This is a genomic window from Hyphomicrobium album (assembly GCF_009708035.1).
Lineage (GTDB): Bacteria > Pseudomonadota > Alphaproteobacteria > Rhizobiales > Hyphomicrobiaceae > Hyphomicrobium_A > Hyphomicrobium_A album.
The window spans coordinates 893,550-915,410 of record NZ_WMBQ01000002.1 but is presented as its reverse complement, the minus strand read 5'-3'; the positions used below and the strand labels follow the sequence as shown (position 1 = coordinate 915,410).

20 protein-coding genes are annotated in these 21,861 nt (G+C 66.1%); 3 read left to right on the top strand and 17 right to left on the bottom strand.

All coding sequences use genetic code 11. From position 1 onward, the window contains the following. The first annotated feature begins 54 nt into the window (after positions 1-54). The 3 genes from GIW81_RS16595 to GIW81_RS19270 all read left to right on the top strand — a co-directional run bounded on the left by GIW81_RS16595 (position 55) and on the right by GIW81_RS19270 (position 1,310). Positions 55-558, top strand: coding sequence for a GNAT family N-acetyltransferase (locus tag GIW81_RS16595; RefSeq protein ID WP_154740438.1), 504 nt, complete (start codon positions 55-57; stop codon positions 556-558). Between the two features lie 65 nt (positions 559-623). Continuing rightward, positions 624-1,157, top strand: a complete 534-nt coding sequence (locus GIW81_RS16590) for a nucleoside deaminase (protein ID WP_154740437.1) — start codon at positions 624-626, stop codon at positions 1,155-1,157. 27 nt (positions 1,158-1,184) lie between these two features. Further along, entirely contained in the window at positions 1,185-1,310 is a 126-nt protein-coding gene (locus GIW81_RS19270) for a hypothetical protein (RefSeq protein WP_267873853.1), read from the top strand. Positions 1,311-1,645: 335 nt separating this feature from the next. Here GIW81_RS19270 and GIW81_RS16585 read toward each other — a convergent pair whose 3' ends face one another. The 17 genes from GIW81_RS16585 to tolQ form a co-directional block, all read right to left on the bottom strand. After that, the gene (locus GIW81_RS16585) at positions 1,646-2,938 is read right to left on the bottom strand and encodes an adenylosuccinate synthase (RefSeq protein WP_154740436.1); all 1,293 of its coding nucleotides are present in this window, start codon (positions 2,936-2,938) and stop codon (positions 1,646-1,648) included. Between the two features lie 132 nt (positions 2,939-3,070). Then, a complete protein-coding gene (locus GIW81_RS16580) occupies positions 3,071-4,786 on the bottom strand; it encodes a mucoidy inhibitor MuiA family protein (RefSeq protein WP_154740435.1) in 1,716 nt (571 codons plus the stop codon). 371 nt (positions 4,787-5,157) lie between these two features. Further along, the gene (locus GIW81_RS16575) at positions 5,158-5,958 is read right to left on the bottom strand and encodes an outer membrane protein (protein ID WP_195930612.1); all 801 of its coding nucleotides are present in this window, start codon (positions 5,956-5,958) and stop codon (positions 5,158-5,160) included. 225 nt (positions 5,959-6,183) lie between these two features. Beyond that, entirely contained in the window at positions 6,184-7,005 is an 822-nt protein-coding gene (locus tag GIW81_RS16570; RefSeq protein ID WP_154740433.1) for an outer membrane beta-barrel protein, read from the bottom strand. Between the two features lie 236 nt (positions 7,006-7,241). Next, positions 7,242-8,594: a phosphoglucosamine mutase gene (gene glmM / locus GIW81_RS16565; protein WP_154740432.1), complete on the bottom strand. Its 1,353-nt coding sequence runs from the start codon at positions 8,592-8,594 to the stop codon at positions 7,242-7,244. Between the two features lie 214 nt (positions 8,595-8,808). Beyond that, positions 8,809-9,894 carry a dihydropteroate synthase gene (gene folP, locus GIW81_RS16560; RefSeq protein ID WP_154740431.1) on the bottom strand — a complete coding sequence of 362 codons (1,086 nt, stop codon included), beginning with the start codon at positions 9,892-9,894 and terminating at the stop codon, positions 8,809-8,811. A 91-nt stretch (positions 9,895-9,985) separates the two neighbouring features. Continuing rightward, positions 9,986-11,914 carry an ATP-dependent zinc metalloprotease FtsH gene (ftsH, locus tag GIW81_RS16555; protein WP_154740430.1) on the bottom strand — a complete coding sequence of 643 codons (1,929 nt, stop codon included), beginning with the start codon at positions 11,912-11,914 and terminating at the stop codon, positions 9,986-9,988. Between the two features lie 209 nt (positions 11,915-12,123). After that, a complete protein-coding gene (gene tilS / locus GIW81_RS16550) occupies positions 12,124-13,476 on the bottom strand; it encodes a tRNA lysidine(34) synthetase TilS (protein ID WP_195930611.1) in 1,353 nt (450 codons plus the stop codon). Continuing rightward, positions 13,463-14,557, bottom strand: coding sequence for a tol-pal system protein YbgF (gene ybgF, locus GIW81_RS16545; protein ID WP_229309376.1), 1,095 nt, complete (start codon positions 14,555-14,557; stop codon positions 13,463-13,465). Before ybgF ends, tilS begins: the two co-directional genes overlap by 14 nt. A gap of 144 nt (positions 14,558-14,701) precedes the next feature. Continuing rightward, positions 14,702-15,637, bottom strand: coding sequence for an OmpA family protein (locus GIW81_RS16540; protein WP_154740428.1), 936 nt, complete (start codon positions 15,635-15,637; stop codon positions 14,702-14,704). 215 nt (positions 15,638-15,852) lie between these two features. Beyond that, on the bottom strand, positions 15,853-16,362 hold the full coding sequence (gene pal / locus GIW81_RS16535; protein ID WP_154740427.1) for a peptidoglycan-associated lipoprotein Pal: 510 nt from the start codon (positions 16,360-16,362) through the stop codon (positions 15,853-15,855). Between the two features lie 460 nt (positions 16,363-16,822). Continuing rightward, positions 16,823-16,948, bottom strand: coding sequence for a hypothetical protein (locus GIW81_RS19265; RefSeq protein WP_267873852.1), 126 nt, complete (start codon positions 16,946-16,948; stop codon positions 16,823-16,825). Between the two features lie 205 nt (positions 16,949-17,153). Next, positions 17,154-17,288, bottom strand: a complete 135-nt coding sequence (locus GIW81_RS19260; protein ID WP_267873851.1) for a hypothetical protein — start codon at positions 17,286-17,288, stop codon at positions 17,154-17,156. A gap of 273 nt (positions 17,289-17,561) precedes the next feature. After that, complete coding sequence (gene tolB / locus GIW81_RS16530) at positions 17,562-19,046, bottom strand: Tol-Pal system beta propeller repeat protein TolB (protein WP_229309371.1); 1,485 nt, start codon at positions 19,044-19,046, stop codon at positions 17,562-17,564. A 60-nt stretch (positions 19,047-19,106) separates the two neighbouring features. Continuing rightward, a complete protein-coding gene (gene tolA / locus GIW81_RS16525) occupies positions 19,107-20,156 on the bottom strand; it encodes a cell envelope integrity protein TolA (protein ID WP_324615078.1) in 1,050 nt (349 codons plus the stop codon). A gap of 326 nt (positions 20,157-20,482) precedes the next feature. Then, the gene (tolR, locus tag GIW81_RS16520; protein ID WP_154740426.1) at positions 20,483-20,932 is read right to left on the bottom strand and encodes a protein TolR; all 450 of its coding nucleotides are present in this window, start codon (positions 20,930-20,932) and stop codon (positions 20,483-20,485) included. Between the two features lie 29 nt (positions 20,933-20,961). Continuing rightward, entirely contained in the window at positions 20,962-21,678 is a 717-nt protein-coding gene (tolQ, locus tag GIW81_RS16515; RefSeq protein WP_154740425.1) for a protein TolQ, read from the bottom strand. Positions 21,679-21,861: the final 183 nt, after the last annotated feature.

The following is a 21,861-nucleotide window of genomic DNA, read 5'->3' as shown; positions in this document are numbered from 1 at the left end:
TGCTAGACACTGGGCCTGCCTGACCGGCGGCCCGCCTCGAAAGTCTCGCTGTTCATGTCACCCAACGTCATCAATCGGCCCGTGACGCCGGAAGACCTACCCGCGATCACCCACCTGCACGCGCGGGCGTTCGGCCCGGGCCGCTTCACGCGCACCGCCTACCGCGTGCGCGAGGGCACACCCGACATCTCGCGCTACTGCCGCACGGCAATGCTGGGCGACCGGCTTATCGCGGCCGTGCGCTTCACGCCGATCACCATCGGCGGCGCAAATGGGTCGCTGCTGCTGGGGCCGCTCGTCGTGGAGCCCGACTTTGCCGGACAGGGGTTCGGCAAACGGCTCATTGCCGAGGCGATGGCTGCGGCCAAGGACGACGGCGTCCGGCTCGTCGTACTGGTCGGCGACGAACCCTATTACGGCCGCTTCGGTTTCCACCCCGTGCCACCCGGACAGATCACCATGCCGGGGCCGGTCGATCCGCGCCGCCTGCTGGCGGCCGAGCTGGTGCCGGGGTCGCTGGCTGGTGCGCATGGTCTGATTGCCGGCGCTCATTTTTGATTGGTGAACTTGCAAGGACCTGCGCTTAAACTTACCGCGGCAACAGCCAGGCCGGGAGATTGCGCATGGACCGACGGACAGTGCTCTCAGGCGGCGGCGCGCTCATCGCCACCCGCGTTCTCACTGTCGGGGCCGACGCCCGGGCGGTGCCCTCGCCGGCGACGGCGGAAGACGCGCGCTTCATGCAGCTCGCTATCGACGAGGCGAAGCAGGGCGACTATCCGTTCGGCGCGGTGATCGTGCGCGAGGGCAAGGTCGCCGCCCGCGGCTTCAACAGCTCCAAGCGCAACGCCGACCCGACGGCGCACGGCGAGATGGTGGCAATCCGCAGCTTCCTGAACATGCACGAACCGAGCGACTTCAAAGGGACGACGCTCTACACGTCGGGGGAGCCCTGCGTGATGTGCATGGGCGCGATCATCTGGTGCGGTATCACCCGGGTCGTCTATGCGGCGTCGATCGAGCAGCTCGCCACACGCATCGGGCAGATCGACATCACCGCCAAGCAGATCGCGGAGGCAACGTCCTTCGCCACCATGGACCTCACCGGCGGCGTGCTGGCGAGCGAGGCGATAGTGCTGTTCCCCGAGAAGCTCTAGAGGCAACTGCGCCGGCCCGCGGAACTCTTGTCTGCGCCCCGAGTTTATCGGCAGAGCAACGACAAGGAGTTAGACATGCGCAGCGTTCTTCTTTGGCTGTTGGGCGTGCCGATCAGCATCATCATCCTGCTCAACATCTTCAACGTGATCTGAGTCGACGACAGGCACGTCCCGGCGCTGGCGCCTCGAATTGCATACGCAGTTCGGGCGCCTTTTGCTTTTTGGCTCTAGTCACTGAAATTCCTACACAATTCAGCACCCAATTTTTTTGAACGTGCCGCGGAACGAACTCTACCCGCCGGCATTATCTGTGCGGACACGGGCCTCGCTCCCCTCCCCCCATCCCCTCGTCGAGGTTCGGGTCCACCTATCAGAAAGGACACTCGCATCTCGGACATTCGAGGCGGGTGTCCTTTTCGTTTGGGCTCGAATCCGAATGGATCTCCTAGGACGTCCCCTGCGCCGAGAAGAATCCCGCACCCAAGTGATCAGTCGGCGAAGGGATCCTTCATGAGGATGGTATCGTCGCGCTCGGGGCTCGTCGACAGCATGGTCACCGGGCGCTCGATCAGCTCCTCGATGTAGCGCACGTATTTCACGGCCTGCGCCGGCAACTCGCTCCACGAGCGGGCGCCCGCCGTCGATTGCGTCCAACCAGGCAGCGTCTCGTAGATGGGTGTGACGCGCGCCTGCGCGCCGCTGCTGGCCGGGAGACGGTCGATGCGCTCGCCGTCCAGCATGTAGCCGACGCCGACCTTGAGCTCCTCGAAGCCGTCGAGCACGTCGAGCTTGGTCAGCGCGATGCCGTCGATGCCGGCAATCTTCAAAGTCTGGCGCACCAGCGTCGCGTCGAACCAGCCGCAGCGGCGCTTGCGTCCGGTGACGGTGCCGAACTCGCGCCCGCGCTGGCCGATGCGCTCGCCGATGTCGTCGGTGAGCTCGGTCGGGAACGGCCCGGAGCCGACGCGCGTCGTGTACGCCTTGGCGATGCCCAGCACGTAGCCGATCGAGCGCGGTCCCATGCCGGAGCCCGTCGCCGCCTGCGCCGCAACCGTGTTGGACGACGTGACGAACGGATAGGTGCCGTGGTCGATGTCGAGCAGCGCGCCCTGCGCGCCTTCGAACAAGATGCGCTTGCCAGCGCGACGTGCGACGTCGAGCAACTCCCACGTTACGTCGGTGAAAGGCAGTATCTTCGGCGCGACCTCGTTGAGCTGGGCGAGCAGCGCGTCCTTGGAAATCTCCGGCTTCGACAAGCCGCGGCGCAAAGCGTTGTGATGCACGAGGATGCGGTCGACCTTGGCGCCGAGGGTCGTCGGGTTGCGCAGGTCCTGCACGCGGATGGCGCGACGGCCGACTTTGTCCTCGTACGCGGGGCCGATGCCGCGGCCGGTGGTGCCGATCTTGCCCTCGCCCGCCGCCTCCTCGCGCATGATGTCGAGCTCGCTGTGCAGAGGCAGGATAAGCGTGGCGTTGCCGGCGATACGCAGGTTGTCGCGGTTGACGGTGACGCCCTGGCCGGCGAGCTTGTCGATCTCGGCGCAAAGCGCCCAGGGATCGACGACGACGCCGTTGCCGATCACGCCGAGCTTGCCGGGGCGCACGACGCCAGACGGCAAGAGCGACAGCTTGAAGGTCTTGTCGCCGATGACGAGGGTGTGGCCGGCGTTATGGCCGCCCTGGAAGCGCACGACGATGTCGGCGCGCTCCGACAGCCAATCGACGACTTTGCCCTTGCCCTCGTCGCCCCACTGGGCGCCTACCACCGCGACGTTCGCCATGCATGCCCCACTCACGATTAGGCCCCGAACGACGCCGGGGCCATCCGAGGCCTTATAGCGCAGATTCGAGCCTGCCAAGCCCCCGCGTAGAGGGTTGGGGGCGGGCAGGCGGCCGAGGGCCGGAAAACGGGCCTATTGATAGATGATGGCGCGCGAGCCGGGCCAGATCACGCGGTAGCCGAACTCCAGCACCCGCTCCTCCTCCGGCGCCAGCTTGGACTCGAAGGCGACCACGCCGCGCTTTCCGTCGATGTCCTTCTTGGTGGGTTGGGCCGGACCGACGAGCTCGACCTTGATGTCCTCGTTCTGGGACACGGGGATCTGGTCATGGACCACCAGCTCCACCTCCCGCTCGTGCATATTCTTCACGGCGATGCGGTAGTTGCGGCTGTCCGTCTTCGACGAGGAAATGAGCCCGGTCTCGCCCCGCTTCTCGTCCGCGATGGCATGGCGCACGCGGACCTGGTCGTCGGCGCCGAAGCCCAGCTCGTGCTCCTCGCCCGGCGACAGGACGGGAAAACTGCCAGTGCCGACGAAGGTGCCGTCGCGGAACAGCGACACCGCGCCGGGAAGCACCGGCGCTCCCTTCGGCAAGATCAACTTCGCATAGAGGTAGGCTTTGGCATCGAGCTTCGGCACCGTGCGCACGGTGAGCACCGGCTCGACGCCATCCTGCTGCAGGAAGACGCGCTTGGGCTCGCCGGTGGACGGAACCGTGAGGCGGCCCGGCACGGCGAATACGGCCTGGAACGGTGCTGCGACGACTTGCGCGCCGATCTCGCCGAGGGCGACCTCGGGTTCTGCCTGGGCGCTCTGGTCTCTAATCTCTTCCGACGCGGTGCGCACCTTCTTCTGGCGCACGGCTAGACCATCGTAGCCGGCCATCGGCGCGGGCGGGGCAGCTGAAACGGAAGCCGGGTGGGCCTCCGGCTGGAAGTCGACGATCATGGTTTCGATAGCGGGTGCCGCGGCGTTGGCGGTGGGACGCGTCGTCGACAATAGAAGCGCGACGTTGTCCCAGCTCTCGCCGGTGCGCTGCACGATGTCAGCCCGGCGCGTGAGTTCCAAGAACGGTGGCGCCGTCTTGGAGCCCGTGGCCAGCCGGGCGTCATAGTGCGGCGTCCAAGCGGCGTTGCGCACTTGGTAGCGCACGGTGAGGTCGGCCTCGAGCTGTGCCGCGGCGACGACGAATACCTTGATCTCCGTCTGCTCGGTGCGCGCCGGGGCTAGGGCGGAAAGTTTCTTCTCCAATTCCTCGATGCGGCGGTCGAGATCGCGCTTCTTCACCTCGGCATCGAGGGCCTGCTTCTGCGCCTCCGCCATGCCCGTGCCGATCAGCGACAATATCTGCTGCCAGTCGACGTGCGGCACCGGCAGCGCCGCAGGGGCCGGCTGCCCTTCCTCGGGCTGCGGCCGCGCCGGCATCTGCGCGAGGTTCTGCAGTAGCGTCTTCTGCGTCTGCGCCGCGTCCTCCTGGCCTTGAACAAGACCGCGCTCGTCGCGCAGCTTCTCTATATTGTCCTCGATGGTCTTGCGCTCGGCCTGCAGCGCCTCTTGATCGGCACGCGGGATGTAGCGGCGTCGCGTGTCCACCGATTGGATATCCAATCCGGCGGTGGCCTTGCCGTCGACGCGGATGGAACCCGGCACCGTCTCGGCCGGCAGATCGATCAGCACCAGCGTGTGCTCGCCCTTGCCAAGCGACAGGCGTGCCGTGCGCGTCGCCTCGGCGCCCGATGGGAAGACGGTGATCGTTTCCAGACGCGAGGCGACGGGGATCTCGTCGGCCGCAGCGTGGCTGGCGATGACGGCGACGAGGACGCCGGTGAGCGCGGCGAGAATGCGCATTTTGGCCAATTCCTAGCTAGATGTTTCGGCCGTAAACCAGCGGACGCGTCAGGCCGGTACGACGAGACGAGTGAGGGCGGTTCACGTCTGAATTATGACAGCTGGCGTGAACACGGCCGGCACATTGACCGAGCGCGTGCCGGGCCTCGCCGTAAGCCCAGTCCAGCCAAGGCGTGAGCCCCTCGACGCCGGCCCGCTCGACGGTCGTCCCGCACCCGACCCGCAAGCCGCGCGCCCGTAGACGGCTTGGTTCATCGAGACGGCGCATGACGGCCAGCTCCAGGTGGCGCCAGCCTTCGCGTCAATAGACCGGGCACGCCAAAGGGGCGGCACATCCGCGCCGCCCCTTCCGGAATTTCGTCAGCCGTCCGTTAGTTCACGTAGAAGCGCAGACCGGCGCGGATTTGGTGCTCGTTGAAGCTGCCAATGGCGGTGCTCGACGCCACGTCAGGCTTGAGACCGACCTCGGAGCCGCCGATGTAGAGGTAGCGGTAGTTCACGTCGATCGCGAAGAAGGACGAGAATTCGTACGAGGTGCCAATCATGGCGGCGGCGGCGAACTGCACGTCCGTCGTGCGGTTACCCGCGCTGACGTTGGCCGCGGGCGTCGTCACGGAGGTGAAGTCCAGGTTGCGCGTCAGCTGGTTGACCGCGAAGCCGACGCCGCCACCGAAGTACGGCGTCCACGGCGTCCCGGTGCGGATGTCGTAGTAGGCGTTGGCGAGCAGGATCGTCGACATGAACTTGGTCTTGTCGGTCAGCGTAATGTCAGCGGTGCCGCCCGTAAGCTCCGTGTTCATGAGCGAGTGTATGTCGACCGTCAGGTCCGTGCGGAAGTAGGACGCCCAGACGTAGCCGACGCCGACGCCGCCGGTGAAGGATGGCTCGAAGCTGTTCGATTCCACCGCCCCGCCGGGGACCTGGCCCGCATAATTGAGGCCGATGATGTTCACCGATGGCGAGGCGCCGAAGCCGGCGGCGAAGTCACCGCGGAAGTACCAATCGGCCTCCTCGACGGGGACGGGAATGGGTGCCGGCACCGGCGTGCGCACGCCGGACGGGTTGATGCCGTTCGAATAGTAGGGATCGCCGTCGGCGAGCACGGCTGTGGCGCCAAGGAGAGTGGCGGCCAGTGCGAGCGCGAGCGAAATCCGGGTGCGTGCAACGTTCATATGCGTCGATCCTTGCTTGACGGCCGGCAGGCCTCGAAGCCTCGCCCGACGTCCTAACTCTGCTCTTGAAGGCCGGCGCCGACGGGCGCTCGCCTCACGCGTAAGCAAACTAGGAAATCGAACTTGACTTCGGGCGGCCGCGATCGACGCCGGGGCCGTGAACGCCGGGCCCCTATGACTGAGAGCCCGGCGCATTTCGTGGTGCGCCGTGAGGCGCCGGCCGGCTTACTTCACCGGCTGATAGACGACGGCCTCACGCTGCAGCTTGTAGCGGACGCCCAAGAGGAGGTCGTTGGAGGTCACGTCCTTAATGTGCACGCCGCTATGCGCGAGCGCGCCATCATAGGTGTAGACAGCACCACTTTGTGCCGTGCCGAGGTCGGAGTAACGGTAGGCCAGATCGATCACCGTCTGGGGCGTGACGTCGTAGCTGACGCCAGCGTGGAGGGCCCAAGCGAAGTTGGTGCTCGTGTGATCCGATCCGAAGGCAGCACCGGCGCGAGGAACGTTGATGTCCTTCATGCCTTCGACGCTGATCGATGCAAAGCCGATGCCGGCGCCGATGTAGGGCGTGAAGCCGCACCAGTTGCCCATGTCGACGTAAGCGTTGGCGAGACCCAGCCAGCTCTTGATGTCGGCCGTATATTCGTTCGTGCCCGGAAGGAAGCCGACGCCGCCGGGATATTGGTCATGGCCAACAAAGATTGCATCGCCGCGATATTCACCGGTCAGGTCGAAGCGCAGCCAGTGGCGGGCCTGCCAGCCGACGCCGAGACCGAAAAGGGGGCTCGACTTGATGTCCTTGTGGTGCACCGTGAAGTTGTTGGTCTCGAAAGCTTCCGTCCAAATATTGCCAACGTCGGGATTGGCCTGGCCGACGTAGCCCTTGATGTAAATGCCGCGATCGGAGGGCGGCGGAGGAACGTCGTAGCCGCCCTTGAGGCCGCCGTCGTAAATGTCAGCCGCCATGGCGGGAGCGCACAAGGCGAGCACGATTGCCGACCCGAGCGCCGCACCTAGCGAGTAGGAACTGCGATTGGTATTCATGGTACTTCCCCTTCGAATTCGTCATGCCGCATACGGCGGCGCTCGTGTGGCGAACGCGAAACGTGCTCAGTGAACGACTATGAGGAAGAAGGTTTAAAGGACGCTTAATCGGCGTATCGGATCGACACATCGCGCCGGACGCGATCCGTTAACGAGCCGTTAACGCGCAAGCGCGGGCGCTCCGGCTTGGCGCCGAGAGCATCAATCGAAACTTGCAGCAGTTCGTCGCGCCGTGATCAGGCGGCCGCGGCGGCGCGGACAGCTTCGACGATGTCACCAACAACAGTGTTTACGAGGCGCTCGTCGTCGCCTTCCGCCATCACGCGGATGACGGGCTCGGTGCCGGAGGGGCGGATGACGAGGCGGCCGTACTCGCCGAGCTTCGCCTTGCCGGCGTCGATCGCCTTGACGACGCGCGTATCCTCGAGCGGCTTCCCGCTCCCGTAGCGCACATTGCGCAGGATCTGCGGCAGCGGATCGAAGCGGTTCGTCACCTCGCTCACCGTCGAGCCGGTCGACACGACGACGGCGAGGAGCTGCAGCGCCGTGACCAAGCCATCGCCCGTAGTGACGAAGTCCGACAGCACGATGTGCCCCGACTGCTCGCCGCCGACGTTGAAGCCGTGCTTGCGCATATGCTCGACGACGTAGCGGTCGCCCACCGGCGTGCGCACCATGTCGAGGCCGATGCTCTTCAGATAGCGCTCGAGCCCAAGGTTGCTCATCACAGTTGCGACGACGCCGCCGCCGGTCAACTTGCCGGAGCGGTGCCAGGTGTCGGCGATGACGGCCATGAGCTGGTCGCCGTCGACGATTTCGCCCTTCTCGTTGACGATCACGACGCGGTCGGCGTCGCCGTCGAGCGCGATGCCGACGTCGGCGCGCACCTCGCGCACCTTGGCGATCAGCGCCTCAGGGGCGGTCGAGCCGCACTTGTCGTTGATGTTGCGGCCGTTCGGCTCGACGCCGATCTTGATCACCTCGGCGCCAAGCTCCCACAGGGCTTCCGGCGCCACCTTGTAGCCGGCGCCATTGGCGCAATCGATGACGATGCGCAGGCCGTCGAGGCGCAGGTTCTTCGGCAGCGTCCGCTTGGCAAACTCGATGTAGCGTTCCTGGGCGCTCTCGACGCGCGTGGCGCGGCCGATGGCGCCTGCGGGCGCGAGCAGCTCGGCGGTGTCGGCGTCGATCAGCTGCTCGATGCGCTGCTCCGTCTCGTCGGACAGCTTGTAGCCATCGGGATCGAACAGCTTGATGCCGTTGTCGTCGAAGGGATTGTGCGAGGCCGAGATCATCACGCCAAGGTCGGCGCGCAGCGAGCGCGTGAGCATGGCGACGGCGGGCGTCGGCATCGGGCCGAGCAGGAACACGTCCATGCCGACGGCCGTGAAGCCCGACATCAGCGCCGCCTCGAGCATGTAGCCGGAGAGCCGAGTGTCCTTGCCGATAACGACGCGATGGCGGTAGTTCGTCTGCGTCTGGAAGATCTTGCCGGCGGCCATGCCGACCTTCAGCGCGACCTCCGAGGTCATCGGCGACTTGTTGGCGAGACCGCGAATACCGTCCGTACCGAAATAGCGGCGCGACATGGTGATCCCCTTGGCTTTCGTCTGCGGCTTTTGCCTACCATTCCGCGAATTCGATTGCATAGGCTACCCCGTCCGTTGACCGCCTGCGAGCACGGTAGAGCGCCCACGCGGCGGTTTTTTCGACCGCCGGGGCGCCAACCCATCAAATACTGTTGGTACAGATTACACGCGGCACCTTTAAGAACCCGAAATCGGGGCCGTTTGCGGCCGGCCGTCAGGCCAGGATCTTATCGCTGCCGGCCAGGGCGGCGCGCCAAACGTTGAGCGCCTGCCGCGTCGCCGCCACATCGTGCACGCGCACGATTTGCACGCCCTGGGAGGCTCCGGCGAGCGCCGCCGCCAGCGAGCCCGGCACGCGGTCGCGCGGATTGGGGACGTCCGAGATGTGATCGATGAGCTTCTTGCGCGAGGCGCCGAGCAGCACCGGCACGCCGAGCGCATGGTAGAGCGATAGCGACGCCAGCACGGCGACGTTGTGGTGCAGGTGCTTGCCGAAGCCGATTCCCGGATCGACAACGAGTTTGGCGCGGGGAATGCCGGCCGCCTCGCACGCCGCGATGCGCGATTCCAGAAAGTCGAACACGTCGAGGACCACATCGGTGTACTGCGGGTCGTCGTTCATCGTGCGCGGGTCGCCCTGCGCATGCATGAGAATGACGGGCAGGCCGGTCTCGGCCGCGACGGCCATCGCCGCCGGATCGTGCGTCAGCGCCGAGACGTCGTTCAAGATGTCGGCGCCCGCGACCGCTGCGCGGCGCATCACCTCCGCCTTGCGCGTATCGATGGAGATGAGCGCCTCGGTGCGCGCGCGCAGTCCCTCGATCACCGGAATGACGCGGCGAAGCTCCTCCTCGACCGGCACGTAGTCGGCGCCGGGCCGGGTCGATTCCCCGCCGATGTCGATGATATCGGCACCCTCGGCGGCGAGCTTCAGCCCGTGCGCGATTGCGGCCTCGGCCGCGTCATGCAGGCCGCCGTCGGAAAAGCTGTCGGGCGTGACGTTGATGATGCCCATGAGGCGCGGGCGGTCGAGCGCCAGGCCGGCAAGGCGCGGGCGTGCGGCGGTGATCGCCTCGAGATCCTGCGCGGCATCCAACGTACCGCGACCCCATTCGCGCTCGATGGCCTCCTCGAGCGAGATGACACGGCGCTTCACGTGCACGCCGTCACGCCGGGCGATCTCGAGGGCAGTGAAGCGCAGCGGCTGACCGGCGAGCGGCAGGCCACTGAAGACGTTCTCCTCGGCGTCTGGCGGCGCGGGATAGAAGCCGATGGGGCGCACGTAGGAGGAGCGTTGCATGACGGGGTTGTGGTCCAAAAGCGATGCGGCCGCGAGAGGTATTCTCGCGGCCGCATCTACATTGTTTGCTGCGCCCCGGCAAAGGGCCAAGTTACGACTGCGGCTGCGGCTCCATCGGGCCGGCGCCGCCGGCAGGACGGAAGCGGCCACCGGCGCTCGGCACCGCCGAGCCACTCTGGTCGCGCGGCACCTCGTCGTCCGGCTTGCGGGTGATCTTCTCGCCGCGTAACAGGGTCCGCACCTCGTCGCCGGAGATCGTCTCGTACTCCATCAGCGCTTGGGTGATGGCCTCGAGGTCGTGCCGGCTCTCGCCGATGACCCTGCGCGCCGTATCCTCGCCCTCGGTGACGATGCGGCGGATCTCCTGGTCGATCAGCCGCGCCGTGTCCTCCGACATGTTCTGGCGCTGCGTGATGGCGTGGCCGAGGAAGACCTCCTGCTGGTTCTCGTTATAGCGCAGCGGCCCGAGCTTCTCGCTCATGCCCCACTCGGTGACCATGCGGCGGGCGAGATCGGTCGCCTGCATGATGTCGCTCGAGGCACCCGTGTTGAGGTGATCCTTGCCGTAGATCGCCTGCTCGGCGCAACGGCCGCCGAACGACATGGCGATGCGCGCCTCGCACCACTGCTTGGAGTAGCTGAGCTTGTCGCGCTCCGGCAGGTTCATGGTCACGCCCAGCGCGCGGCCGCGCGGGATGATCGTTACTTTGTGTAGCGGATCGCCGCCCAGAACCTTGAGGCTGACCAGAGCGTGGCCGGCCTCGTGATAGGCGGTGGCGAGCTTCTCCTCCTCGGTCATGATCATGGAGCGGCGCTCCGCACCCATCATCACCTTGTCCTTGGAGTCTTCGAACTCGAGCTGCGTCACGAGCCGCTTGTTGCGGCGCGCGGCGAGCAGCGCCGCCTCGTTGACGAGGTTGGCGAGATCGGCACCCGAGAATCCGGGCGTACCCCGCGCGATGACTTTCGGATCGACGTTCGGCGCGACCGGAACCTTGCGCATGTGCACGCGCAGGATCTTCTCGCGGCCGGCGACGTCCGGGTTCGGCACGGTGATCTGCCGGTCGAAGCGGCCGGGGCGCAGCAATGCCGGGTCGAGCACGTCGGGGCGGTTGGTCGCGGCGATGAGGATGATGCCCTCGTTCGCCTCGAAGCCGTCCATCTCGACGAGCAGCTGGTTCAGCGTCTGCTCGCGCTCGTCGTTGCCGCCGCCGAGACCGGCGCCGCGATGACGGCCGACCGCGTCGATCTCGTCGATGAAGATGATGCAGGGCGCGTTCTTCTTCGCCTGCTCGAACATGTCGCGCACGCGCGATGCGCCGACGCCGACGAACATCTCGACGAAGTCGGAGCCGGAAATCGTAAAGAACGGCACGTTCGCCTCGCCGGCGATGGCGCGGGCGAGCAGCGTCTTACCGGTGCCGGGCGGGCCGACGAGCAGCGCGCCGCGCGGGATGCGGCCGCCAAGGCGCTGGAACTTCTGCGGGTCGCGCAGGAACTCGACGATCTCCTGCAGGTCGTCCTTGGCCTCGTCGACGCCGGCGACGTCCTCGAAGGTCACGCGGCCGTGGCGCTCGGTCAAAAGCTTAGCGCGCGACTTGCCGAAGCCCATGGCGCGGCCCGAGCCCGACTGCATCTGGCGCATGAAGAAGATCCACACCGCGATGAGCAGCAGCATGGGGAACCAGTTGAGGAGCATGCCCATGATCGAGGGCACTTCCTCGTCCGACGGACGGGCGCGGAACTTGATGCCCTTCTTCTCCAGCCGCTCGACGAGGGTTGAATCCTGCGGAGCGTAGGTGGTGAAGGAGGTGCCGCCGTCGCGCATGGTGCCATAGATGCGGTTGCCGGCGAGGGTGGCGTCGGAGACGTTGCCGCTGTCGACCGCAGTCAGGAACTCCGAGTAGGTGATCTCGGTGCCGCGCCGGCTCTGGGTCGGATTGTTGAATAGATTGAACAGGGCCGCGAGCAGGACCAGGATTGCAACCCAGATGGCAAGCTTTTGGAAATTCGAGTTCATTTCATTCCCTGTGGACCGCGAAACCAGCGAGGGCAAACCCTGTGCCCGGACATGTCCGGATGCCGCTTGGCGCTGGCCGTTAACATAGGAGTGAGCCCAGACATTGCCAAGTTACACGGCCTTCGCTCCCCAGGAGCTTAATGGCGCGACACAAATCGCGCGACCGGCGGACCGTCGCATTACCGCATATTACCAGCGATTTCCGCGTCCTAGCGAAGGAATTCGGCCGAATAGAGCCCAGCCGCCCCCTCGAGCGCCGCGACCGGACCCATAACGGCCGTCAGTGTCGGAACGGCGATCAGCGACCCGGAACGCCAGAAAGAGGGCAGCGTCGCGGCCGCGCTGGCCGGCAGATGAGGCGCCGGGTCAAGCTGCCGGCGCAGGGCCGCATAGCCGTCGCCGCCCAGCGGGCGCACCTCGATGGGAGCTGGGGCTCGATCCGACGCCGCGACGAAGAAGCGGCCGTCCCAGGTTGCCGACGCACCAGGCACCAGGACCAGCGACGGCAACGGCACACGGCCGGGCTCGCGCTGCACGCGAACGATGCCGCCGTGCTGCGAGACCATGGCGCCGGCTAGGGTGGCGCCCTCGAACCCTTCGCGCTCCATGCGCGTCACGAGGGCCTCGAGCTGGCTTAGACGCAGCGGCTCGGATTGGCCGCCGAAGGACCCGATCAGGCCGCCGAGCATCCTGATGCGCAACTCCTCGGGCGCGCCGAGCCACACACCGCGATCGAAGCTGGCGAATGCACCGGCGTGCAGGTCGAGGGCGGCGTCGCGCTTCAGCTTGTCGACGCCCGCATCGATCGCCGCTTTGGCGCGCGCTAAGCGGCGGGCGCTCAGCGCGATCTTCTCATTGTCGATGCCGAGGAGGGCAAGGACGTCGCGCGCCTTGCGCACCTGCACGCGCTCAAAGCGCGTCGCGTCGTTGCTCGGGTCTTCGATCCACTCGGCGTTCAGCGAGCGCAGCGTCGCGCGCAGACGCTCTCCCGCAACCGACAGCAGCGGTCGCAGCAGCATCACGCGCTTATCGCCGTCGAGCGGACGCGCCGGCGCCATGCCGGCAAGGCCATCGACCCCGCTGCCGCGAGCCAAGCGCATCAGCAGCGTCTCCGCCTGATCGTCCTCGGTATGAGCCGTCACGATAGCCACCCGGCCTTGGGGCGCAGAGCGCCGCGCGAGATCGGCAAGGAGCGCATAGCGGGCGGCGCGCGCCGCATCTTGGATGCCGGTCGTTGGCTTTTCGCCGGACCATGTCAGCAATGCCGCCTCGAAGCCGAGCTCTTGCGCGCGGGCAACAACCCACTCGGCCTCGGCGCGGGAGGCGGGACGCAACCCGTGATCGACGGTGGCGATGGTGACTTTCGGCGGTTGCGCACGTCGCTGCTGCCAGCGGGCGATGAGACGCATCATGCCGATGCTGTCGGCACCGCCCGACACGGCAGCGATCACGAGGGGGTAGTCGGCGAGGAATGCAAAAAGCGCCTCGAGCTCATCGTCGCCCACCGCTCCCGCAGCGTCGGCCGAATGGGCGGGCGCGGCGCTGGCCTCAGGTGCAGCCAATCCGCTGCCGCTCCGACTTGGCGCGATTTTTGACGTTCTCGGGCGCATTGGGGAACCGTGTGGACAGCTCGCCGAACGATGAGCAGGCGGCGTCCTTCTGGCCAAGCCGGTCGAGCGACATGGCGAGCTTCAACAGGCTGTCGGCGGCGCGCGCGTTGCCGGCGTAGTTCTGGTAGCCCTTGAGGAAGGAGCTGGCCGCCGCCTTGTACTCGCCGCGCACGAAGTGGGCTTCGCCCAGCCAATACTGCGCGTTGCCGGCGAGCGAATCCTGCGGGTAGCGCGTGAGGAAATCCTCGAACGCGCTCTGCGCCGCCGTGTAGTCGCGCTGCATAAGGTAACCGTAGGCGGTCTCGTAAAGCTGCTTGGCGTTGCCGGCGTCGGCGGCGTTGGGAGCCGTCGCGGCACCGAAGGCCGGCGGCAGCGCCGCCATCTCGGGCGGCGGGCTGGCAGCGGCCCCACCCTCGGCGGCTGGCTGCTCGCTCTCGATCAGGCCGCCGATCGAATCTCCGCCGTTGCCGGCGGTGACCGTCGTCGAGCCGAAGCGGCCGGCATCCGCAGCGGGCGGCGCGGCCGGCGCCGCACCCGCATCCGCGCCAGCACCTGAGACTGGACCTGGACCCGGCGCCGGCGTCGCAGCGAAATTCGTGGGTGCCGATCCGGCATCGGAGCGGCGCGGCTGACCGCCAAGCGTACGCACCTGGTCGGTCAACTGCTGGATCTGCGCGGAGAGGGCGCGCAACTGCGTCTCGAGTCCGTCGAGGCGCACGCTATCGGCGCCGCCGCTAAAGCCGGCGCCACCTGCGCCCGAAGCGGCCAGTGCGCCGCCGCCGCGGGCGAGTGATTCGAGGGTGCCGACGACGACCTGCATGTCGACGAGCTGCTCCTCGAGCTGCTCGACGCGCTGCTTCAAAGCTGAATCGTCGGCCACCGGTGCTGCCGGCGCTGCCTTGGCCTTGGGTTGCGCCTGCGGCGCCGCCTGGGCGACGCGGATCGGCGCTTGCTGCGGCTCGGCGAAGGCAGCCGATCCAAGTCCGATGGCGCATACGCAGCTGAAAATCATCGGGGCGAAAAGGCGAAGCATGAGCGTTCGACGTCCTGAGCTGAGCGACGGCCTTGATGCGCGGCGGCCCGCAGTTGTCGTCAAATGCATGGCCCCCGGCGGTGCGGCAAACGAGGTAGCGGCAGGCCGATCACGGTTCCTACGCATCACTTACGGCATGCCTTGTCAACGCGTCACGCCCGCCTGCCGGGCAGTTGCGGCGGGCGCAGTGTTGCCAGGCGCGAAGCTCACTGCCGCTGCACGCGGGGCGCCGGCGTTGAGCCCCAACCGGTCGCGCGTGCCGGTGGCAAAGACGAGCGTCACGGCGCGGCGATTCTGGGCGCGACAGTCGGTGTCGGCGCAAGTGGCCACCCGCACCGAGCGGCCGAGAGGCACGACGGCGAGGCGGTCGGGCTCGACGCCCTCCTCGATCAGGCGCTGGCGCACGGCCTCGGCGCGCTGCTGCGAAAGGACGACATTTTCCTGTTCGGAGCCGGGCTCGTCGGCATGGCCTTCGATCGCCGCCTCGAACTCGTGCCAGCGCATCAGCCACTGGGCCTGGGCGCTGAGTGCCGTGCGGGCGCGGCTGCCGAGATCGGCGCTGCCGGGCGAAAAGAATACGCGATCGCCCGCCTCGACGCGCAGCTTCGATTGAATCGACGCGTTGCGGCGCAACTCGATATCCCAGACGGGCGTGCGGATGCCGGGAACGGGGAGCGCCGCAGGCGCGTCCGGCAGTTCCGGCGCGGTGATCGAGCCGGTGGTCATGGGCGGTGTGCCATCGAGACGAGCGGGCGGGCTCGCGTCGGCGTGGCGCGCTGCATCGTTGCGCGCAAGATCAGTGAGCGCACCGCGCGCACGCTCGGCGGCGGACGACATCGGATAGCGCTCGACGACCGACTGGAACAGCTCGCGCGCGAAGTCCGGATGGCCCGCATCGAGCTTTTCGACGGCGTCGAGGTAGAGTTCGTCGGCGCGCTGCTCGGTGCCGTAGCGCTCATCCGCGCGCGAAGAAAACGAAGGCTCGGCGTTGGCGACGCGCGTAGGATCGCCGGCTGCGTACGCAAAGAGGGCACAAGCTGCGATGAGCGAAGCGCTCGATCCGCGCTGAAGCCACGACATCGAAATCCTCACGAGTAAACCGCTGAAATCTCAACGATCATTGCTCAGGATTTGCGGCGAATCTTTGCCGTGTTGCGCAATTGCGATCACAGGTGTGGATGTGCGGCTTGGGTGCCACAGACGGCGTTGCAAGGGCTGGTTTTGCAGGGCGCGCACAAACAAAAATCCCGGGGCGTGCCCCGGGATTTAAACGCCGTAACTTGGCGTCGTGCGGATTAGTTGCCGGCGGTGCGCGAGTTCAACACCGTCTGGGCGCGGCGATTCTGCGACCAGCAGGAGATGTCGTTGCAGACCGCCACGGGGCGCTCTTTGCCATAGGAGATCGTGCGGATGCGCGAGCCGTTGATGCCGTTCTGGGCGAGGAAGTTGCGCACGGTCGTGGCGCGGCGGGCACCCAGCGCGATGTTGTACTCGCGCGTGCCCCGCTCGTCGGCGTGACCCTCGATGGTGATGGTGTACTGCGGATACTGCTGCAGCCACTGCGACTGCTTCTGCAGGATCGCGGTCGCTTCCGACGTCAGGTCGGTGCTGTCGGTGGTGAAGTAGACGATGTCGCCGACGTTGACGGAGAAGTCGCGGTGCGAGCCGGGGGTCACCGAGCCGTCGCGGCCCGTCAGTTGCGAGCTCGGCTGATTCTCGTTGTTGGCACAGGCGGCGGCCAGGGCACCCACGAGCAGAACTGCGAGCAGGCGCGCCGCGCGGGTGAACCAGGTTGTCGTGGCCATGAACGTCCCTTTCGTCGCCCACCACTCAACATCAAAGCGGGGCGAGAGTTCCAGATCGACCGAGGGTTAGCTCACAGCTTGTACGAAAATGTGGCCGCCAACCCGGTGGTAAGCCGGCACCTTCCCCCGATTCGCCATGGGAGGCACCGACGTCAAAACAATAAGCGGTGGGAAGCAGTCCGGCGCGGCGACCAATGGACCCGGTGTTGCCCGAAGGCAATAACACGATCCCCGCTATTGCTCGGATGTGAGGCATTGCGGCGATCGGTGGCGGCTATCCCATTAGCCCGTCCAGCGACGTCCGGCCGGCGCTTGCCTTGAGAATCGCTCAGAGCACCGATTGACGCCCAGTGACGCCCCCAAAACACATCAAGGCCGAGGCGGCGCCCTTGAGCGTCCACCTCGACCTTGAAATCGAGCCTCCTCCGCTTGCGCAGAGGAGGCTAGCCTTACGGCAAACTTAGCGAGCCGGCTGGGCAGCGACCGGAAGGTCGGCGCCGAGCTTGAGCGGAGCAGGCTCCTCGCGGCGGCAAGCGCCGAGAGCAACCGCAGCGGCAACAGCCGCAATAAGGATGGCCCCCTTCATCGTCATTCTCCTAAAAAAGGTTGTCCCACCTCGATAAGCAAATGCTTAGCGAGCAACTTCCGTGGTCATGTCAGCGCCGAGCTTCAGCGGAGCAGGCTCTTCACGACGGCAAGCGCCCAGAGCAACAGCAGCGACGACGACGGCGAGTACGATTGCACTCTTCATAGTATTTTCTCCTATTGTTGTCCTGGCCTTGCCGCCGGCTCTAGCGAGCGGGCTGCGCGGCGGCAGGCATATCAGCGCCCAGCTTCAACGGCGCCGGCTCTTCACGACGGCACGCGCTCAGCGCAACGGCCGCAACCACTGCTGACAAAACGATCAGCCCCTTCAAACCCTGCATGGTCTCATCTCCTGATGCTTTATCGGCACTAGCCATCTATTGGGGTACTGGCGTGGCTCGTCTTGATCAAGAACAGAGGCAGTTATCCCTCAGTTTTCCAAGCCGGTAGGTGCGAAAATGCAACGCCGATCCGCACCCTCCCACACAGCCAGCACCGCCTTCCCCGAGTCGCCGGAAGAGCTTGAATCTGCGGCTTAAAGTTGCCGCTCCGACCTCGAAGCGCTTGGGCATCATAGAGCCCTAATTTTGGTTAATTTCGGGTTAAGGCCCGTTTCAATTCAGGAGAGGGGACCACGCGGGGTCGGACGCGAAGGATGGCGTACGGATCGTTCGCTCGTTGTACCCGGTCAAATCTACCGAGAAGATTCCCGCTCCGCCGGTCTCACCCTGCGATTCGCGGAAGAACATCAGCACCCGCCCGTTAGGCGCCCAGGTCGGGCCCTCGTTGTGGTAGCCCTCGGTCAGGACACGCTCGCCGGAGCCGTCCGGCCGCATGACGCCGATCAGGAAGCGTCCGCCGAGTTGCTTGGTAAAGGCGATGTAGTCGCCGCGCGGCGACCAGACGGGCGTCGAGTAGCGGCCCTCGCCCTGACTGATGCGGTGCTGGTTCGAGCCGTCCGAGTTCATCGCGTAGATCTGCTGGCTGCCATCGCGATCGGTTTCGAACACGACCTGCCGGCCGTCCGGCGAATAGCTCGGGCTGGTATCGATGGAGGTGCCTTGCGTGAGCTGCCGCCGCTGACGCGAGCGCAAGTCGAGCTCGTAGATCGCCGAATTGCCTTCCGCCTGCAAACTCATGATGACGCGCTGACCGTCGGGCGAGAAGCGCGGCGCGAATGTCATCCCCGGAAAGTCGCCGACGATCTCACGTTGCCCCGTCTCGAGGTTCATGAGGAACACGCGCGGCTGGTCGCCGGCGTACGACATGAACGTGATCTCCTGATTGGTCGGGCTGAAGCGCGGCGTGAGCACGAGCTCCTGGCCCTTGCTGAGCAGGCGCACGTTGAAGCCGTCCTGGTCCATGATCGCCAGCCGCTTCACGCGTTTGTCCTTTGGCCCCGTCTCGTCGACGAACACGACGCGCGTGTCGAAGTAGCCCGACTCGCCCGTGAGCTGCTTGTAGACTTGGTCGGCGATGATGTGGCCGACGCGGCGCCAATTCTGCGCGCTGGTGGCGAATCGTTGGCCGGCGAGTTGTTTTCCGGTCGTCGCGTCCCAGAGACGGAACTGCGCGACGATGCGGCCGTCGGCGCCACGTGAGACGTCGCCGACGACGAGGGCGTCGGCGCGGATCGAGCGCCAATCGGGAAAGCGCGGGGCCGCGTTGACGTCACGTACCTGCTCGAGAAACGAGCCGCGGTCGAGGGGCTCGAACAGACCCGAGCCGCCGAGATCGTTCTGCACGACGTCGGCGATCTCCGCCGACAGCTTGGGATCCGGTCCGAGAAAAATCGGAATGGCGATCGGGATCGGCGCGATCGTGCCTTGCGTCTGCCGCCCCTGCAGACCGCCGGCGCCGCCACCGCCAACGAGACCACCACCGCCGCCGCTGGGCGCTGGAGGCGGCGCATCGAACTGGCGCATCTGCCCGTCGAGACCGCCGCCCGTCGAAGGCCCCTTGTAGCTGTCGTCGGGACGCTGCGCCGAAACGGGCGCGATGAGCGCGGCGGCCAAGAGCCACGCGAGCGTGCTCAGCAGATGTGAGCGCCATGAGAAGCCTTTGCGCCCGCCCGCCGTCACTCGCTTGTCGTCTCGCATGTCGTAAATTCCCTTGCCGATTGCGGGCTGCTTAGCATCGAATCGCTGCGGCACGCATTCCTATCGCTGCACGAGCCCTAATATTACCGGCCAGTCGAATGCCCATGTAACGGTGCTCCATGCCGCATATTTGTCGGGCGGCAGCTGGAACGGGGCGCACTGCTTGATCGCACGCACCGACGCATCGGCGGCGATGGCATAGAGCGGCGTATTCTGTCGGTTGACGACGACGGGCTCGCCGTTGAGCGAGCCGTCCTGGTTCAACTGGAAGCGCACGTTGACGATCGGCGTGTCCGGGCCTCCGCCGCCACCCGGTAGACGTGCGCACGGCTCGAGCTGCTGATTGATCATCGACAAGAGCAGGTCCTGCTCGCGCGCCGACAGCACCGTATCGTTGCCCTGCCGCTCGCCGGCGGTCGGCCCCGTGTAGTCGGTCGGCTTGGTCGGCGGCGTCGCCGACTGCGGCGCGCCGCGCTTGTCGGGCGTCTTGTCGAGCAACGCGGCAATCTTGTCAGCGTCGAACTTCTGCTTCTCGGCCAACTTGCGCTTCGCCTCGGCCAGCTTCTTCTTTTTTTCCTCGGCCTTTTTCTTCTCTTCCGCTTTCTTTTTTTCGTCGGCCTTCTTCTTCTCTTCCGCCTGCTTCTTCTCTTCCGCCAGCTTCTTCTCTTCCTCGGCCTTGCGCTCCAGCTCGAGCTTCTCCTCGAGCTTCTTCTTCTCGTCAGGCGTTGGACCAGGCTCCGGCGGCGGCTCTGGCGGCGCGGCGGCGAGCTTGTCGGCGATCGGGTCTTTCTTCGGCTCGGGCGGCGGCTCGGCCTTTTCCGGCTCGGCCGGCGGCGGCGGCTCGGCGGCGGGGGGCGGCGCCGTGATCGGCTTCGGCTTCTCCGCCTCCTTCTTGGAGATCTCCTCCGGCGGCTCTTCCTTCGCTTTCGCTTCGAGCTGCTTGGACTGCGGATCGCCCTGCTTCAGGCGCGTCAGCTCGGACGGCGTGATGATCGTCGCCTCGATCGGAATGATCGTCGGCAGGTCGAGCGGCTCCTGCGGGAGGTTGAGCAGCGCGTAGGCCAACAGGAGAGCATGGCCGATGAACGAGGTGAGGAGCCCGCGGGTCACGCTAGTGTCCCGATGTCGAAGTTCGCCAAAGTTCGCTGCTGAGGCCGAGAGCGAACTTCGGCATCATAAGGGACACTAGAAGCATCGATTTGCTAGTGCGATTCAGATCGCGGAATTCGCTCGCTACCCTGCCGAGAATGATGGCGAATTTCGCGATCATCGCACTAGTGTCCCGATGCCGAAGTTCGCCAGGGTTCGCTGCTGGGACCGGAGCGAACTTCGGCATCATAAGGGACACTAGAAGCATCGATTTGCTAGTGCGATTCAGATCGCGGAATTCGCTCGCTACCCTGCCGAGAATGATGGCGAATTTCGCGATCATCGCACTAGCCTCCATCCTCCACTTCCGTGACCAGCGACACCTTACGGAACCCTCCGGCGCTGATGCGGCCCATCACCCGCATCACCGTGCCGTAGGCGACGCCCTTGTCGCCGCGCACGAAGATCTGCTCTTCGTAGCCGTTCTTGGCGATGGCCTTCAGCTTCGGCGCGATCTCGTCGAGCGAGACCGCCGTCTCGCCGATAAAGACGCTGCCGTCGGCCTTCACGCTGATCGCGAGCGGCTCCTTGTTCGATTCAAGCTGCTTGCCCTTCGCCTGCGGCAGCTCGATCGGCACGCCGACCTGCAACAGCGGCGCGGCCACCATGAAGATGATCAGGAGCACGAGCATCACGTCGACGAACGGCGTGACGTTGATCTCGCTCATCGGCGCCGCGCGCTGACGGCGGCGGCGCTTGCCGCCGCCGCCGGAGTTCATCCTGATGCTGGCGCCCATTGCCTAGCTTCCCCACTTTGCCGTTCGACTTAGGTCCTGACGTCGATCTGCCGCGAAACGATGGCTGCGAACTCGTCGGCGAACGCTTCCAGCCGATGGCTGATCTGCGCGCTATCTGCCGAATACTTATTATAGAAAATAACCGCCGGAATGGCGGCGAGAAGGCCGAGCGCGGTCGCGAACAAGGCTTCGGCGATACCCGGCGCCACGACCGCGAGGTTGGTATTCTTCGACACCGCGATCGCCTGGAAGCTGGTCATGATGCCCCACACCGTACCGAACAGGCCGACGAAGGGTGCCGTTGCACCGACGGTCGCGAGGAACAGCAGGCGCCGGTCGAGCCGCTCCATCTCGCGGCTGATGGTGACGTCCATAACCTTTTCGACGCGCAGCTGGATGCCGCCGAGCGCGCGGATGTTGCCTTCGACGGAGCGCTTCCACTCGCGCATCGCGGCAACGAACAAGGCGGCCATGGTGATCGGCTTGGTCCGCGACAGCGCCGTGTAGAGCTCGTCGAGCGACTGGCCGGACCAGAACATGTGTTCGAAGCGGTCGGACTCGATGCGGGCGCGGCGGAAGGCGAAGAATTTTTCGACGACGATTGCCCACGACCAAATCGACGCGATGAGCAAGCCACCCATCACGAGCTGTACGACGATGTGGGCATGCAGAAACAGCTCGAGGAACGAGAAGCCGGCCACCGGTGCGGGACCGATGGCTTCCTGGGCGAGATCGGTGGGATTCATATTTTTATCCGTGACGTGGGATGAGCCCGGGGCGCGGGCGCTCGCAATGTCGGCGCCATCCGGCATGAGTAGCCGGCCGTGCGCACCCGAAGCTCGAGTGTGACGTGCTTCGCCCACATCCCCAAGACGGCATGTTGCCTCGCAATATGACCAAACGGCGGCGCCGTGGCCAATTGGCGACTC

Coding starts and splice junctions, on each gene's coding strand:
- GIW81_RS16595 (WP_154740438.1), top strand. CDS start 55: ATGTCACCCAACGTCATCAATCGGCCCGTGACGCCGGAAGACCTACCC.
- GIW81_RS16590 (WP_154740437.1), top strand. CDS start 624: ATGGACCGACGGACAGTGCTCTCAGGCGGCGGCGCGCTCATCGCCACC.
- GIW81_RS16585 (WP_154740436.1), bottom strand. CDS start 2,938: ATGGCGAACGTCGCGGTGGTAGGCGCCCAGTGGGGCGACGAGGGCAAG.
- GIW81_RS16580 (WP_154740435.1), bottom strand. CDS start 4,786: ATGCGCATTCTCGCCGCGCTCACCGGCGTCCTCGTCGCCGTCATCGCC.
- GIW81_RS16575 (WP_195930612.1), bottom strand. CDS start 5,958: ATGAACGTTGCACGCACCCGGATTTCGCTCGCGCTCGCACTGGCCGCC.
- GIW81_RS16570 (WP_154740433.1), bottom strand. CDS start 7,005: ATGAATACCAATCGCAGTTCCTACTCGCTAGGTGCGGCGCTCGGGTCG.
- glmM (WP_154740432.1), bottom strand. CDS start 8,594: ATGTCGCGCCGCTATTTCGGTACGGACGGTATTCGCGGTCTCGCCAAC.
- folP (WP_154740431.1), bottom strand. CDS start 9,894: ATGCAACGCTCCTCCTACGTGCGCCCCATCGGCTTCTATCCCGCGCCG.
- ftsH (WP_154740430.1), bottom strand. CDS start 11,914: ATGAACTCGAATTTCCAAAAGCTTGCCATCTGGGTTGCAATCCTGGTC.
- ybgF (WP_229309376.1), bottom strand. CDS start 14,557: ATGCTTCGCCTTTTCGCCCCGATGATTTTCAGCTGCGTATGCGCCATC.
- GIW81_RS16540 (WP_154740428.1), bottom strand. CDS start 15,637: ATGTCGTGGCTTCAGCGCGGATCGAGCGCTTCGCTCATCGCAGCTTGT.
- pal (WP_154740427.1), bottom strand. CDS start 16,362: ATGGCCACGACAACCTGGTTCACCCGCGCGGCGCGCCTGCTCGCAGTT.
- GIW81_RS19265 (WP_267873852.1), bottom strand. CDS start 16,948: ATGAAGGGGGCCATCCTTATTGCGGCTGTTGCCGCTGCGGTTGCTCTC.
- GIW81_RS19260 (WP_267873851.1), bottom strand. CDS start 17,288: ATGCAGGGTTTGAAGGGGCTGATCGTTTTGTCAGCAGTGGTTGCGGCC.
- tolB (WP_229309371.1), bottom strand. CDS start 19,046: ATGCGAGACGACAAGCGAGTGACGGCGGGCGGGCGCAAAGGCTTCTCA.
- tolR (WP_154740426.1), bottom strand. CDS start 20,932: ATGGGCGCCAGCATCAGGATGAACTCCGGCGGCGGCGGCAAGCGCCGC.
- tolQ (WP_154740425.1), bottom strand. CDS start 21,678: ATGAATCCCACCGATCTCGCCCAGGAAGCCATCGGTCCCGCACCGGTG.